Genomic DNA, 15,981 nt, shown 5'->3' with positions numbered 1-15,981 from the left:
AAATAACCTTAGCCCTTTGGTTTTATTATTTTTGCACTTGTGATTGCGCTTGTTATTGCGCAGCTTGTCCGCTAAAGCCCATCATATTCCATGCCTGCACTGTGCCATCGGCCATTAAGGCAATGGCATCGAGCAAATTGCTGCGAATGTCGCGCATTTGGCTCAAATCAACGGCTTGTTTATCTAATGTTAACGCAGCCTCGCCTCCCATCCACACCGCAATCGAACCATCTTGGCGTTTAACCGTAAACCCTAAGCCTGTCGGGAAAATATCCGTTGCTTGGGTAATTTCAGTTTTGGGCCCAGAGTGGCCATCAACCACAGTGCCATCCTGTTTTAAAAAGGCAAACTCCCACTCATAGGTCACCACTTTGCTCACCTGAGTGACTTCTTGATAACGTGGTTGCTTGTCTACCAAGTCCCAACCTTCCCAAGCAATGGCCGTATTATCCTTGCGTAGCGCGACAAACCCCTCCTCAAAGGGATAAACCTTGTGCACTTTTTGCAACTTATCCTGTAGGACTGATGTATCGGCACCATTGAATTTACTGCCCCATACGTGCAGTTGACGACTGATGGTTAAGGCGGCAAACGCGCCACGATTTGCATAAATATCAATCACTTTATTGGCGCGTTTTGTAGTCGATAAACGAGCTGGAAACGCGACGTGATACTCAGTCAATTCGCCCTCACCCCAGGTATATACGCTGCCATCCGCCAGCAGCGCCGCAAACCCATGATCCGTGTTGACAACTTTCACGGCAGGCGCTAATTGGCTGAGTTTTGCCAGTTGTTCGCGGCCTTTTTGATCATCGCTGACCCCGCCCCAAGACACTAATTTCCCCGTCGCCGTCCTCGCGGTAAAAGCATTATTGTTGGCATAGAGCAGATCGACATGGTTAAGCTCAGAGGCCACGTGGCGACTATCGCCACCATAAGCGGCATCGCCCCAAGTCACTACTGCTCCCCCCAGCTTTAAAGCAGCAAAGGCACCTTTATTAATCAACACAAAATCAATATTGGTCATCGCAGGCGCAGCATATTGACCCGAGAGCAGTTCGGCTGATGTTGAATCCAGATTAGACCAACTGACTACACTACCATCTTGTTTGATGGCTGCATAAAGCCCTTCTGCCAACACAAAAGAACGAACGCCTGTCAGCACTTGCTTCATCCCCATCCCCCAAGGGATAAGTTTGTCATCACGGGTTAAGGCCGCAAAACCACAGGTATTCTCCGCCGCGTATAACTCTTTTACATTGACCAAAGGCTCTGCGGCATTATTGATATCGCCACCACATTCAGCATCGCCCCATGCCACCACAGTACCGTCTTGCTTGAGTGCCGCAAATGCACTGAGATTACTGTAGATTTGACTCACTTGGGCTAACTGAGCAGGCATAGGGATTTTGGTAGAATCGTCGGCTACCTCAAGATTGCTCGGGATGGACGTTAATAAATTATTCGCGGTGGATGGTGATCTGTGAGCCAAGATGGTGTCAGAAATTTGCTGTTTTAATTCGGGCGATATATCAGAATCCTGTTTATCTATGAGTAAGTTCACCACATGACCCAAAGCAAAAATCGCCAGCGCTACACCGCCCCACGAGACCTGTTTTTTATCCACAAGTATATCCTTATCGTAACTGCAAACTCTCACTGAGTTTAAACTAGAACATAACGTCGACTGAGTACGCTAAATGTGAACAGTGATTGTAACCAAAACAGGGCTAAAATGACATTGCCCTAAAGTCGAAAGCTGACCAGATTCAAGTAAGATGAGCATATGAGCAAAAAAATAAAAGCAGCGTATCTCGCTGCTTTTATTGGATATGATGTTGAGGTAACAAAGGGCTAATCTCTTTTGCCCACTTTCTCTAACCCCCAAACCAGTGCAATCGCCGCTAACATACACACAATGGCGAACAGCAGTTGTGAAGGCTGACCCGTTACTTGCTCAAAATTAAGCGGGGAAATATTTTGCTCCAGTAAAGGTACTTGTTCGCCGTGGGAGTTGGTCCGCCAAGTTAAGATTTCTTTCCATGGCCAAATTTTACCTAAGGTACCTAACATTAATCCGGTTAGAAACACGATAGTGGCATCATGGTATTTACGCAGCAGCGCCGACAATAAATGGCTGAACGTCAGTAATCCCATCACGGCACCAGCAGCAAAACAGGCCAAAATATCCAGCTGAATATTTTTAGCGGCTGCGAGAACCACAGGATATAACCCTAACAATAATAAGATGAAACTGCCTGAAATCCCCGGCAATACCATAGCGCAAATCGCAATCGCGCCGCCGAAAAAGATATTCATGTAACTGGCTTCTACCGCGACCGGATTCAGCACAGTAATCGCCCATGCTGCCAGCACACCAAGCGCAAATAGCCCTAAACGTGCCACAGTAAAAACACTCACTTGCTTAAGCATATGCACAACAGAGATAAGAATAAGCCCAAAAAAGAACGACCAGATCGGGATGGGATGTACCGCCAACAACCAAGAAATCAGCTTAGCAAAGGTAAAAATACTGGTCAGGATCCCCGCCAGCAGACTCACTAAAAAGCCACCATTAATATGGGCAAATGCCCCTTTTATGCCCTGCGACTTGATTACGCCCCAAAGGGAAGGATTAATGCGTTTTACACTATCGAGCAAAGTATCGAGAATACCGGTAATAAACGCTATGGTGCCGCCCGAAACGCCAGGCACAACATCAGCAGCGCCCATGGCCATTCCCTTAAAATACGTCAGCAAATATTTCACTGTGAGTCCTTGTAGTTAAATCAACATGCCATTGCCGCTACACGACAAATTGGCCGCAATTATACGGTGTTATACTTAAAACAGCGAAATGAAGTTTACTTAATTAAGCCGACTGGTATTTGTTGTTATCCTAATGTTACACTCATCCGACCAGAGCAACCCAAGCTCAACTTGGAACAGGCTCAAGATAACAACACCCCTTTGCACCATTATTAAGGATGACCATGAGCCAGACAGACTCTTCTAGCACTGCAGAACAAAAACCTAATAAAGTGCTCGCGCTCTACCACAAAACTCGCCGTTATCCCTTCGGCCAAAAACTGTTTTCAATCATGGTTTCACGCATGGCGCCCTATTTCGGCACCATCAAACCACTGATCACTGAATTACGCCTTAATCATTGCGCCTGTTTAATTAAAAAACGCCATGCCGTTCATAATCATATAAAAACAGTGCATGTGATTGCGATTTGTAATGGTCTAGAAATGGCCATGGGCGTGATGGCCGAAGCCTCTATTCCAAAACATTTACGTTGGATCCCTAAGGGCATGAGTTTGGATTATACGGCTAAAGCAGGCAGCGATATTTTATGTGTCGCCGAAGTGACACCAGAGCAATGGACTCCCGGCGATATGCAGGTCCCCGTCACCGCCTACGACACCCAAGGAGTGGTTGTGGTGAAAGGACATATCAAATTGTGGATTTCAGAAAAACCGCAAAAATAAACGCTTTGAATCAAGACTTACACTTAATGTCAGCATTTAAAAAGGGAGCTTTGCTCCCTTTACTTTTTAACCTTCAGCCGTATTTCGCAAAAACATTCGGTGAACTGAATTGCGCGGCGCCTTGCTCGCATAAAAGTACAAACTTTTAAATCTGTTCTTTTAAATCCGAAATGCTTAAATACGAGCTATTAAAATAGCAGCCCAGTGATGCAAAATATTAAGCGAAATGGCTTGCGGTAAATTGCTCAATTAAACGGATAAAGTCGGCTTCAGCAAGCTTGGCACATTTTAAGGTTTGTTCATGGGATAACTGCACGTCCCCCAACCCTTCTGCCATATTGGTAATGGCGCACACAGCCAACACGGGCAAACCACAATGCGCCGCCGAAATCACCTCTGGCACCACGGACATACCCACTACATCGCCACCGATGATTTGCATCATGCGGATTTCAGCCGCGGTTTCAAAACACGGGCCAGAGTAAGACACAAATACCCCTTGATTCACTTCAATGCCTGCGGCTTTTGCGACACTTAAGGCTTCTACTCTCAGGTCTTTATCATAAGCATTGGCTAGGCTAAAAAAACGTGGACCGTAACTATCATCGTTTGCGCCCGTCATAGGCGTACCCGGCATAGTATTAATGTGATCGCTGAAAATCACTAATGATCCCACGCCGATCCGCTCTGGCCGTAATGACCCCGCAGCGTTAGTCACCAGTAACAATTCACAACCTAAGCGTTTGAAAGTACGCACCGGCGTCGTCATCACTTTCATGCTTTGGTGCTCGTAAAAATGCCCGCGGCCTTTCATGCACACGATATCGATGCCATGTAAGCTGCCGAGCACAAGCTCTCCCGAGTGACCGACGACGGTACTCACAGGAAAACCGTCTAACTCTTCATAGGGGATCACCACTTTATTATCTAAATTATCGGCAAACGCGCCAAGCCCTGAGCCCAAAATCATAGCGGCACGGGGAGAGAAATTCGGTTTACGGGCTCGAATCGTCGCAAGGGCATTAATAACGGGATCATGGCTCATACAAGGTACCTCATAGCAAAAGAATGAAAGAGTAAACGCCCTTCAGTATAAGCGGGCTTAGGGTTGCAAATAATCGCGATTAATCGCACTATTGTGCTGATAAAAATGACAATAACTAGAAAATGGTGAGCCAAAGATGAGCAAGATAAACGCACCTGAACTCGTCACCTTGAAGATGCTGCGGTATTTCCATCGAGTGGCTGAAGTGAAAAACTTTACCGCGGCCGCCGAGCAACTGCATTTATCGAAATCTCCGCTGAGCGCACAAATCAAAGAGTTAGAATCGCTCCTTGGCGTTGACCTGTTCACCCGCAGCACTCGTCAGGTCGAACTCACGCCCTATGGCCAATTGTTAAGAGAGAAGTGCGAGCAAATATTCGAACTGGTGAATACCTCATTGGAACAAGTGGCTCAGCTTGGGCGACTCGATAGAAACCATATTCGGATTGGCATCATGAGCTCGCTGTTTTGGATGGGATTTGGTGACATACTGAAAAGCTTTCGTAAGCAATGCCCTGATAATGAGCTGATATTTCAAGAGTTATCACCTGAAACTCAAAAAGTCGCCTTAGCACATCAAGAAATCGATTTTGGCCTAGTGCGCTACGCCGACACCTTAAATTTGCCGCACCTTCTCGCCGAAACCATCACCAGCGAACCTATGGTGTTAGCACTGGCAAGTAAGCATCCCTTAGCCAGACGTAAAAGCATCGACTTGAGTGAACTCAAAGATGAGCCCTTTACCTTACTGAGCCGTGCCAATTCCGCCTCTAGCGATTTGATTATCGCCAGCTGTCAGGCCGCAGGATTTATGCCGCAACTGGTACAGGAAATGGTCGAGCCCAATAGCTTGATGGCGATCATCGCTGGCGATAACAGGGTATCCATAGTGCCGCAAAGTTATGCTTCACAACCTTGGCCTAGGGTAAATTTTATTAAATTAAAACAAACTATTCCCGCCGATATCTGCCTGATTTATCGGCCAGAAATGGCTTCGCTGCCGATTCTCGATAGCCTGAGGGACTTATTGAAGCAACAAATCAAAACCATTTAGATTGTCTCCCAAACGAGTGCTATGCTGAGTTTAATATTCAGGGTTTATATTTTAAGGATATCAAGATGGATGAATTTTTAGCGGCAGCCATTGAAGAAGCCAAACAAGGACTCGCCGAGGGTGGCATTCCCATTGGTTCGGTATTAGTGATCGATGGCAAAATCGTCGGGCGCGGCCACAATAAACGGGTACAAAAAGGCAGTTCAGTACTGCATGCCGAAATGGATTGCCTCGAAAATGCCGGCCGATTTAGCGCCGCCGAGTACCAAAGAGCAACCTTGTATTCCACCCTATCGCCCTGCGATATGTGCAGCGGCGCAGTATTACTTTATGGCATACCAAAAGTCATCGTCGGTGAAAACGCTACCTTTCAAGGGCCAGAAGCCTATGTCAAATCCCGCGGCGTCGATGTCACTGTGGTCGATAATGCCGAGTGCAAACAACTGATGCATGACTTTATCGCTAACCATCCCACACTCTGGAACGAAGATATCGGCGAGTAATGGTTCGACAGTCTTCTCAATCCGTTTCTGCATTTTTGTATTTCACTTTTTACGTTGGCGCTAGTTCACTTTCTACCTTTCCTGTATTTTACTTTTTGTGTTGACTGTATTTCATTGGAGGCTAGCGCCTGCTAGGCTAGCCCTCCCAAATCCCAGTGAAAAGTGGAACATGTCTACTAGCGAAAGGAACTCAGCTAACGTGCCAGCCAACTTACCTAAAGACCCTTGGTCAAGATCAGACTCCACGCAGCCTGTTGTAATGACGATACCCGCACAGCGTAATGCCAACCTCGATGCTATTCGCGGTTTAGCTGTGTTGGGGATATTTTTTATGAATATCTATTTTATGGGCATTACTTTTTTTGGCTATGCGCCCCATGAAACACAGCCGCTGTCGGATCACATTATCAAAGTGTTCAGTAACTTTTTCATCGAGGCACGCTTTATCAGTCTATTTTCCATCCTGTTTGGTGTCGGGCTTTTTATTCAATATCAGCGATTTAGCGCCAAAGGCCTAGAAGCTTATTCCCTACTGCGATCACGTTTAAAATGGTTAATTGTATTTGGCCTACTCCACGGCATTTTTATTTGGTCAGGTGATATTTTATTCACCTATGGCATCAGCGGATTTTTAGCTTTGTGTTACAAAGATTTAAGTGTTGAAGCCCTTAAGCGCAAAGCGAATATTTTTATTTTAAGCGCCTTAGTTATCATTACGCTGGTTAGCCTTACGGGCAGCGATGAACCTTTCACTCGAGAATCGAGTCTATTTGCAGAGCAATACAGTGCATGGACCTCTGGCTATGCCGACCAACTATTACTGCAATTGATGCAAGTTGGCTATATGGCACTGGTGATCCCTTTTACCATAATGTGGTTTACAGCTGGCTTGATGTTGCTCGGCATGGCCTTGTATCAACAGGGGACTTTTGAGCGGGGTTTTAGCAAATCGGTACTGGTAAAGTTAGTGCTAGCAAGCGTAACGCTATCACTGCTTGATACCATCTTAGGTTTAACGAAAAATACCATTCTCGTTGCGTTTTCAGATGTGTTAATCATGCTAAGTGCTATTCCTATGGCGCTGATTTACATCCATATTATAGTTAAAGTTTGCCAGAATAATCCTAATATACTGACTCCGCTGCAAAATGTTGGCAAACTCGCGTTTAGTCTCTATATTCTGCAATCCATCGTTGGCGTGTTAGTGTTTAGACACTTAGCTCCCGAATTGCTATTGAGCTTAGATAGATGGGGATACATGGCCATGGCGCTGGTTTATTCAGTAGTGCAATTACTGTTAGCCAGCCTGTACTTACGCTATTTCAAGCAAGGGCCGCTAGAGAAACTGTGGCGCCACCTCGTGTTTAAAAAATACACGGCATCACAAGAACACAAGCAAGCTTAAAAACACTGACACGAGATTGATACCAGATAATGACAAACAAAAAACCTGCCAAAACGGGCAACAGCGCTTCACCTCAAACCAATCGCTCGCAAAAGAGTCGAGCACAAAGCGGTCGCGCTCAGAACAGTCGCACACAGAACAATCGCGCCCAAAGTAACCGTACTCAAAAGTCCAATGCAGCCACTTCAGGCTCAAGCCTTATGCCGCTGTTATTGGTGGTGATTTTTCTTGCTGGCTTAATCGGCGCAGCGCAGCAACATATGCTGCCAGTCGGGATTGCGGGCATGTACCTCACACTAAGCCTGCTCACCTTTATCGCCTATGCCATCGATAAATCCGCCGCTAAAAGTAATAAATGGCGCACTAAAGAAAGCACATTACATCTGCTCGCCCTCATGGGCGGTTGGCCCGGCGCTCTATTTGCCCAAAACCTGTTAAGACACAAGTCCGTTAAAGCCTCATTTAGAAACGTCTTTTGGATCACCGTTGTCGCTAACTTAGCCGTGCTGGGTTATGGCATAAAAACTGGCGCCGTAAATATGTTTATCTAATGCTCTTATTTAAGGGCTTTTATGTAAGAGCTTTTATACAAAGGCTTTTATATAAGGCGCCTTATCTAAGAATCGCCATCTAAGGGTGGTACTCTAAGCAGCATGAGTCGCGGCATCGATCAACTGCTCAACCACAGACAACGCCAACAGTGCTGACTGAGTGTCACCTTTTAATTGTGCCGACACTATCGCACCCTCTTTGAGTAAACCTATTGCTGCAACGAGAAATTGGGTCTTGGCTTCTGGCAAGCCCAATGCCGATACTTGCTGTTCAATTAAACTCGCCACTCGCTGTTTATGCAAGGCGCAGAGTTGGTGCACTGGATGGCTCGGCTCAGTAAATTCGGCGCTGACATTGATAAAAAAACAGCCGCGAAACTCACACAGTTGCGGCACTCTTTGATTAAACCAATCATCGAGCGCGATAAATAACCCACCAATGCCCTCCCGTCCCGCTGGCAATGCGTTCACTCGCTCGCTAAGCCATTGATAAAATACCTCATCACGATAGCGAACCACGGCTTCAACTAACTCATCTTTACTGGCAAAGTGGTGGTACAGGGTCTTTTTGGCGATCGCCGATTCCTGCAAAATCTGGTTAATCCCCACCCCATGCACACTTTGAAAATAAAACAGTTTAAATGCGGTAGTGACCAATTGCTGCCGTTTATCCGATGGCGTACCTGTCTGAATCTCAGTGCCCTGCATCAACTCATTCCTCTTCTTTGGTAAACATTCGTTAGCAAATTTTAGCTAACAAATATGAGTACTATCTTCTCACGAGTAGACAAGTCAGTCTACCCATGAGAACATTCACATAGGTAGACAAATCTGTCTACTTCGGTAACTAGATTAAGTTAATAGTGAAATCAAGAATGAACACGGAACACCACAGCATGTTAGCAGCGATGGTTTTCTGAGCATTCAAGTCCACAATTCATTATCAAAATAAGGGCTTAACACAAGCCATTAATAGGAGAGAAGATGCAAAGAATCAATCCACAGAATCTAAAGATGGCCTTGCTCGCAGGGTGTGGAGCCACGTTGTGTATCAGTAGTTTAGCGACGCTTGAACAGCTAACACCGCAAACCATTTGGTTGATGGCCCCCTTTGGTGCCACTATGGTGTTGTTGTTTGCCTTGCCAGAAAGTCCACTCGCTCAACCGAGAAACATTCTCTGCGGCCACTTACTCACGAGTTTGGTTGGACTGATCATTCTAAATACTTTAGGAGTCTCCCCGCTAGCCTTAGGGCTTGCGGTCGGATTAGGCATAGCGGTGATGATGCTAACCCATACTGTGCATCCACCCGCGGGAGCGAATCCTCTGGTCGTTATGCTCACGGCGCAGCACTGGGATTTTCTGTATATGCCCGTCGCCAGTGGTGTTGCGCTCATTCTGGCTTTTGGTTGGCTGTATCACAACTTAGTTTGTCGCCGGCAATACCCACAAAAGTGGTTTTAATCATTCATCGCCAATAAAAAAGGGCAATTTTAAATTGCCCTACACTTTCTCTAAAATACAAAATTGGCTGTCACTTTGCCTTTAGAACCAACTCAACGCGATACTGATAATCACGCCAGTGATCATCAATTGCATTAAACAAAAGCCCATAATATCCCGCGCTTTTAAGCCTGCAATCGCCAGCACGGGCAGTGCCCAGAAAGGTTGAATCAAGTTAGTCCACGCATCTCCCCAAGCAACGGCCATTGCGACCCGAGCGACATCAGCACCTAAAGCCTGTGCGGCGGGTAACATAATCGGTGCCTGCACCGCCCATTGGCCACCTCCCGATGGCACAAAAATATTCACAATTCCTGCACTGATAAAGCTCCAAAATGGCAGGCTCTCGGCGCTAGCGATGGCCACAAAACCTTCCGAAATACTTTGGGCTAAACCCGATTGCACCATCACAGCCATAATGCCCGCATAAAAGGGAAATTGGATAACAATCCCTGCGCCGCCCTTAATGGCCTCATTCAAGCTGGTTAATAAACTGCGTGGTGTTTGATGTAAAAGGATGGCGAGGAACAGGAATAAGAAGTTCACTAAATTGAGGTTTAAGCTGCCGCCCTGCACCCAAAAGTAATAACCTAAGTATACAAGCCCAGCGCCACCGACGCTCCAGCCGAGTAAACGGCTATTTTCTAACTTATCCGCAGGACGGCTTTCAGGCTGACGCTCGCTCATATTTGCAGAGTTAAGCTCTAAGGCCGAAGAATCAAGTTCAGCGTCTTTGCCATCAAGGGCGCTTGGGTCAACATAAACACTGTCTTTTTCTTCTGGCAACATAAAGCGATTCACTAAGGGCATGACCACAAACAGAATTGCCACTAACAATAAATTATAACTCGCGAAAATGGTGTCACTGGTGGGGATAATGCCAATTTGCGATTCAGAGAAATGCCCCACCGTCGCTATGGTTAATGGGATCGAACCCGCAAGCCCACCATGCCAAACCACAAAGCCGGAATAGGCGCTGGCGACCAGCAGCCGATAATCCACTTTTACTTTGCGAGCTAAGGCTTTAGCAAATAACGCGCCCACCACTAGCCCAAAACCCCAGTTAATCCAACTGGCGGCCAGTGACACCAAAGTCACTAAAATAATGGCTTGTGGTGCCGACTTAGCCAATCCAGCAATGGCATCGAGCAGCTTTTTAATCGGCGGCGAGCTTGCCAACATAAATCCTGCAACCAGCACTAACAGCATCTGCATCGAAAAACTTAACAGCGTCCAAAAGCCATCGCCCCAATAATTGATGACTTCCAGCGGGGTTTTATGTTCGGCGACCACAGCAGCAATTAATACGACTAAGGTAAGTAAAAGCACGAAAATATAGGGATCGGGTAGATATCGGTCGACGAGTTTGACCAAAGGTTTTGCCGCTTTGTTTAACATAGACTTTCCTTGTTTATTATCTGAACTAAAACGTCAACACGCCCTAGTTCTTATTTGTTTTTATTGAATTTTTATTGAGTCTTAAGCCCACAGATTAAGCGATCTCTAAAGCAGGATAAAGTCTTGAGGGAGTTTTTAACGGTTTGAACTGGTAGCACCAGATATCCAGCTCAACGCACACGCGAGTGCCGATAGCATCTCAAGCTAAAAAACTGATAATATGGCAAAAATTAACTAAGGTGCTCTTTATATGAAAATGTTACTTGCCGTTGTGGTGATTGCTGGGGTGATTTTTTACTTCTTTACCTCGATGAACGGCCAAAAAGCCGCCCAAGAGAATATCCGTTTAGGCAATGAATTTTTAGCGCAAAACAAAACTAAAGAAGGTGTTATCACCACAGCTTCGGGTTTGCAATATCAAGTGTTAACTCAAGGCGATGGCACTGTTCACCCTAAAGCCAGCGATACTGTGACAGTGCATTATCATGGCACTTTGATCGACGGGACTGTGTTCGATAGTTCGGTTGATCGCGGTGAGCCCATCGCATTTCCGCTTAACCGCGTAATTAAAGGTTGGACCGAGGGCGTGCAACTTATGGTCGTTGGCGATAAAGTGCGTTTCTTTATCCCAAGTGAACTCGCCTACGGCAATCGCAGCACGGGCAAAATTGGCGGTGGATCAGTGCTGATTTTTGATGTGGAACTGCTTAAGATTGATTAAATCAGTCTCCAATTAGCCAGTAAGATCAATTGCTGAATAAAAAGCCCTGCGTTATCGCAGGGCTTTTTATCTCTATAACTCAAATAATATTAGTATGTTGAATAATTAAGGACAGCTTGCAGCACCAATATCAACCCATACCGCCGCAACGCCCGGTACATCCCCTTTAGTCCAGTAACTCGCCTTCCATTGACGGCCGTTATAGCTGGTGGTTTGCCCGCCAGTATAGGCGACACCCGCATCCCAACCGAGAGCAACTTGGCTAAGTAGCTGCCATTGATCAGCGGTGCGAGATGGCGTATTGCCCTGCGTCCAGTACTTGGCTTTCCATACCAACTGACTGTGGCTCACAGTATCGCCCGTGTTGTACACCACACTGGTTTGCCAAGCAGGATAGTTACCGGCATTAGGATCGGTTGCATCACAACCACCACCGATCACTTTTGGCGTCACGGTCAGATTCGTCGATGCGCTCGCATCTAAGGCGCCATCGGAAACCAGCACGCTCAAACCATAGCTGGTCGCTTCGGTGACATTAGGCCCAGTGACCACTAAGGTGGCACTATTTTGTCCGGTTGCCGACACGCCAGCGGGCACAGTCCAAGCGTAGGTTAAGGCATCACCGTCGGCATCAGAGGCACTCGCCACTATGCTGACAGTTTTACCCGCCTCCACTGTTGCAGTGGCTGCCACACTCACCACTGGTGCTTGGTTCGGAGTATCTGCCTTGTTAGTCACTGTCACTGAATCTGTGGCAGATAGCCCTTCTGGATCAGTCACTTTGAGACTAAAACTATAGGCAACATCAGTTTGCGTTGCAGCCAATTGAATCGCCGCATTCGCCATATCGGCGTTTGTGATGGCAATCGTTGGGCCAGACACTTGAGTCCAAAGATACGTTAGCGCCTCATTTTCAGGATCACGCGAACCGCTACCATTGAGCACCACATCGGCGGGACCTGTGACATTCACATCCGCGCCCGCATTGGCAATTGGCGCTTTATTCACCGGTGGTGTAGTTCCTTCGCCATGGCCTAAACCTTCGTGCATGGCATTCAGAATGTCACCATTATCGGCATCAAGTTCCCACGCAAAAAGCCCACCAAGTTGATTAGAAAGCACATATTGCCCCTTGGCTTTAACTGAACGAGCATCATCGAAAGTGATTAAATCGCCAGTAGATACCTTGAACAAAGATGGCGCCTCAGCTGTTTCGTCGTAACTGTAAGTCCAACCACTTCCCATATAGTCATTCGCTATCTGACGATAATCCACCACACCAGCTTCCCAAGTACCTTTCACTTTGCCCGTTGCCGTCCCTGTAAAAGGATTATTACCACTGTAGCCATTCACACCTGTCCAGCCGCGGCCGTACATAGCGGCACCGACCACAATTTTCCCCGGGGTCACGCCTTGGCCTAACAGCGCATTAACGCCATTAGCTGTGGTGTAACGGGTATTGGGATCCCAACTCGCTTCATACAGATTGGTTTGATGGCCGAGTTCAGTATTAGTCCAACCACCATTAAAGTCGTAACTCATCAAGAAGATGTAATCCATGTACTGCTGAGCAGCCTGATAATCGACTTTTTGAATTTTATCGTCACCAGCGCTAATCGCTGAGGTCAGCTCATAGGTACGACCCGTTTCGGCGCTTAGTTCATCAAGCATCGCCCGCAGTTCACGCATCAGAGTCACATAGGTTTCACCGTCATTGGCATTACCTAAATTTGGGTTAGCGCCATTCCCCCCTGGAAATTCCCAGTCGATATCAACGCCATCGAAGAATTTCCATGTCTGTAGAAACTCTTTCACCGAAGCGACAAAGATATCGCGCTTGGTTTTATCACCGAAGAAAAAGAAGGGATCCGAGAGGGTCCAACCACCGACCGAAGGTAAAATCTTCAAATCTGGATGTGCTTGCTTAAGTGCCATCAATTGACCAAAGTTACCTTTGTAAGGATCTGAATGCTCACTCACTCCCGCCTGCGGTATTTGAATCGCCGCCCAAGGATCGTGAATCGCAACTTTAAAATCACCACGACCACTACAGGCACGTTGCAACGCTTCGAAACTGCCTTCGATTTCTTTCAAGCTATCATTGATGCCATCACCACCACAAATTGGGGTAAAGCCATATAAAATATGGGTTAAGTTTTGCGCAGGTATCTTATCGACCGGGAATTTACGACCGTATACGCCCCATTCGACAAAGTAACCTCCCACCACTTTGCCTGATTTATTAGCATAGGGACGGTTGTTTTCTTTTAGGGGAGCATTGAGTGGCACTAAATGGCTGCCGTCGGTATCAGCCACGAGGATTTGTTTAGCATCACTCGCCGTACAGCCATCGCTGTTACACAGTTGTACTTGCATCTGATAACGGCCGCCCTTGTTCACCTTAAAGTTAGCGGTTCCCGACGCGCCAGATGGGCCTTCCCAAACTACATTGCCGTTGAGCAACACTTGAGCTTTATTGCCCACATCGCCACTCCAAAGGTTCCAACTGACGGAGACATCGGCGGCATCTTTCACCGTAACTAATTGATTGTAAGCGGTAGCCGCTTGATTCACTTCAATAATAGCGAACTTAGTTTCGCCCCAACCTAAAGTCGGTTTACCGGGCGCCGCTGCAAAAACGCTGGCACTGATGGTAGATGCCAGCGCTGATGCCACTAGCAAGGCTGATGTTGAAATTTGAGTCTTGAACATGAGATATCCCTATTGAATTTTTATATGAATCAATAAGGCAAACAAAGCGTAGACAGGAAACAGCACTCTCTTAAAACCATGCAAAACGACTGACAACTGCACGAAGAAAAACCTGTGGTATCCCCGCTATCATAGGTACAGACGAACCCTTAGACCGGAGGCTTTGCGTCCCAGTTTTTCAACTGGTTTGCCTTTTACACACAATGACAACGTTGTCATTGCAAATATCAGCATAAGCGTAAGCGCAATAAAATTGCAACAAAATATTATCAACTGTGTTATTGGCTAAAATCGTAAATAGAACTAGGCATCTGATAAGAAAGGAATTATGCAAATTAAACTATCGCTAATATTTACTTTGGGTAATGAGGATCATCTGAATACTTTAAGAATAAAAAAACAGGACTCGATATGCCAAAGACATCACAAGTCCTGCTTTATATTTCACAATTTACGTCGCTTATGCAGCTAAAACTCAATCACTAAACATTCATGGCGCAAACCATTGTTGAGCAACATTATGATCCTTATGCGCGGGGCATTTATTATTCTTATGCGCGGGGGTAGTCCCTTGCGAGCATCACAGATAAACCGCGGCAAACCAAGGTTTCCATATCATCGACACGATTGATTTTCATCTCAGCTAAGGGCGCGCTCAATGCCATTTGCTTTAAGCTTTCGAGACAGCCTTTGTAGTAAGGAGCGCTATTCATCATACCGCCAGCGAGCCAAATTCGATTGGGATTAAATAAATTAACCGCCCACGCTAATCCCATGCCGAGATAACTGCCCGCGCGATATAAATCATCCTGAGTGGAGATTTTACGGCTGCGCACTGAATCGCCACTGGCCAGTTGCTCTAAACTAAACTCGCCAGATTCTGTCATCACGCGACAAGGCCCCAACTCCCCCGCCACGCCCGTCGCTCCCGTAAAGACTTGTCCATTAAAAGCAATAGACATACCGATCCCAGTGCCGCACATGACCAATAACTCACAGGCATATTTGGCATCACAAGTCGCTTGCATACCCGCATCGATATCGTTGCAGATAAACTTAAGCTCACCCTGGGTTTTGACTGTATCAAAGCTCAATCCATTGAGTCCAGGTAAAGATTTACAAGAAACCAAACGATTATTTTGTACCAGTCCAGGTACGGCAATCGCTAGTTGGTAATGCTGTAAATCATAATCACGTTCAAAAGCCGCGATTTGATTATTTAACTCTTCAATTTTAAAACCTTCACCTGTGGGGATTTTATATTGTTCTGTATGTCCCGCGAGCTGAAGTTCGAACAGGGCTTTGGTACCGCCCACATCTATTGTTAGTATTTGCATCGCTTACTCCACTGATACATGTGCCCCACTCTGACCCCGAGTAGAGATGGCAAATGTTAGCATAGGGTCCAAATGTTAGCGATTGAATAAAACTTAAGTTGCTAATTTTTAAGGAACAAGTCCTAATTAAAACATGACCAACCTTTTATTTAATTCACTTTTCATGCTCAAAATCACATAAATAAATTAACAACAAACCCCATAACCTCAAGCGTCTTACCTGCACAAATTCACGATTGTATACAAAATCCTTTATTC

14 protein-coding genes and 1 riboswitch are annotated in these 15,981 nt (G+C 46.2%); of the genes, 7 read left to right on the top strand and 7 right to left on the bottom strand.

Annotated features, from left to right (window positions below; all coding sequences use genetic code 11):
- Positions 1-52: 52 nt before the first annotated feature.
- Together AAA952_RS13675 and AAA952_RS13670 are read right to left on the bottom strand one after the other, a co-directional pair.
- The gene (locus AAA952_RS13675; RefSeq protein WP_338257780.1) at positions 53-1,627 is read right to left on the bottom strand and encodes a hypothetical protein; all 1,575 of its coding nucleotides are present in this window, start codon (positions 1,625-1,627) and stop codon (positions 53-55) included.
- A 227-nt stretch (positions 1,628-1,854) separates the two neighbouring features.
- On the bottom strand, positions 1,855-2,769 hold the full coding sequence (locus AAA952_RS13670; RefSeq protein ID WP_338257778.1) for a DUF368 domain-containing protein: 915 nt from the start codon (positions 2,767-2,769) through the stop codon (positions 1,855-1,857).
- Positions 2,770-2,993: 224 nt separating this feature from the next.
- Here AAA952_RS13670 and AAA952_RS13665 point away from each other — a divergent pair, with 224 nt between their 5' ends.
- Positions 2,994-3,494, top strand: a complete 501-nt coding sequence (locus AAA952_RS13665; protein ID WP_338257776.1) for a hotdog fold domain-containing protein — start codon at positions 2,994-2,996, stop codon at positions 3,492-3,494.
- A 217-nt stretch (positions 3,495-3,711) separates the two neighbouring features.
- Here the strand turns inward: AAA952_RS13665 and xapA are convergent, their stop codons facing one another.
- On the bottom strand, positions 3,712-4,539 hold the full coding sequence (gene xapA, locus AAA952_RS13660) for a xanthosine phosphorylase (RefSeq protein WP_338257773.1): 828 nt from the start codon (positions 4,537-4,539) through the stop codon (positions 3,712-3,714).
- Between the two features lie 136 nt (positions 4,540-4,675).
- Between xapA and AAA952_RS13655 the strand changes: the two genes are divergently transcribed.
- From AAA952_RS13655 to AAA952_RS13640, 4 genes are all read left to right on the top strand, one after another.
- Entirely contained in the window at positions 4,676-5,593 is a 918-nt protein-coding gene (locus AAA952_RS13655; RefSeq protein WP_338257771.1) for a LysR family transcriptional regulator, read from the top strand.
- A gap of 65 nt (positions 5,594-5,658) precedes the next feature.
- Positions 5,659-6,096 (top strand): nucleoside deaminase, encoded by a 438-nt coding sequence (locus AAA952_RS13650; protein WP_338257769.1) that lies wholly within the window; start codon positions 5,659-5,661, stop codon positions 6,094-6,096.
- Positions 6,097-6,295: 199 nt separating this feature from the next.
- Complete coding sequence (locus AAA952_RS13645; RefSeq protein ID WP_338257900.1) at positions 6,296-7,501, top strand: DUF418 domain-containing protein; 1,206 nt, start codon at positions 6,296-6,298, stop codon at positions 7,499-7,501.
- Between the two features lie 29 nt (positions 7,502-7,530).
- On the top strand, positions 7,531-8,052 hold the full coding sequence (locus AAA952_RS13640) for a DUF1294 domain-containing protein (protein WP_338257767.1): 522 nt from the start codon (positions 7,531-7,533) through the stop codon (positions 8,050-8,052).
- A 93-nt stretch (positions 8,053-8,145) separates the two neighbouring features.
- Here the strand turns inward: AAA952_RS13640 and AAA952_RS13635 are convergent, their stop codons facing one another.
- Positions 8,146-8,760, bottom strand: a complete 615-nt coding sequence (locus AAA952_RS13635; protein ID WP_263209672.1) for a TetR/AcrR family transcriptional regulator — start codon at positions 8,758-8,760, stop codon at positions 8,146-8,148.
- 276 nt (positions 8,761-9,036) lie between these two features.
- Here AAA952_RS13635 and AAA952_RS13630 point away from each other — a divergent pair, with 276 nt between their 5' ends.
- The gene (locus AAA952_RS13630; protein ID WP_263178143.1) at positions 9,037-9,516 is read left to right on the top strand and encodes an HPP family protein; all 480 of its coding nucleotides are present in this window, start codon (positions 9,037-9,039) and stop codon (positions 9,514-9,516) included.
- Positions 9,517-9,597: 81 nt separating this feature from the next.
- On the opposite strand, the gene AAA952_RS13625 is transcribed toward AAA952_RS13630, so the two are convergent.
- Entirely contained in the window at positions 9,598-10,953 is a 1,356-nt protein-coding gene (locus tag AAA952_RS13625) for a short-chain fatty acid transporter (protein ID WP_338257761.1), read from the bottom strand.
- A 250-nt stretch (positions 10,954-11,203) separates the two neighbouring features.
- On the opposite strand from AAA952_RS13625, the gene AAA952_RS13620 reads away from it, so the two are divergent.
- Complete coding sequence (locus tag AAA952_RS13620; RefSeq protein WP_338257760.1) at positions 11,204-11,674, top strand: FKBP-type peptidyl-prolyl cis-trans isomerase; 471 nt, start codon at positions 11,204-11,206, stop codon at positions 11,672-11,674.
- 105 nt (positions 11,675-11,779) lie between these two features.
- Here the strand turns inward: AAA952_RS13620 and AAA952_RS13615 are convergent, their stop codons facing one another.
- Positions 11,780-14,386: a glycosyl hydrolase family 18 protein gene (locus AAA952_RS13615; protein WP_338257758.1), complete on the bottom strand. Its 2,607-nt coding sequence runs from the start codon at positions 14,384-14,386 to the stop codon at positions 11,780-11,782.
- A 113-nt stretch (positions 14,387-14,499) separates the two neighbouring features.
- Positions 14,500-14,588: riboswitch (cyclic di-GMP riboswitch) on the bottom strand.
- A 349-nt stretch (positions 14,589-14,937) separates the two neighbouring features.
- Entirely contained in the window at positions 14,938-15,723 is a 786-nt protein-coding gene (locus tag AAA952_RS13610) for an ROK family protein (protein WP_028761333.1), read from the bottom strand.
- Positions 15,724-15,981: the final 258 nt, after the last annotated feature.

The organism is Shewanella sp. M-Br, assembly GCF_036245925.1.
GTDB classification, from domain to species: Bacteria; Pseudomonadota; Gammaproteobacteria; order Enterobacterales; family Shewanellaceae; genus Shewanella; species Shewanella oncorhynchi.
Note: the sequence above shows the minus strand (reverse complement) of the source record. Positions and strands in the feature narration are given on the sequence as shown.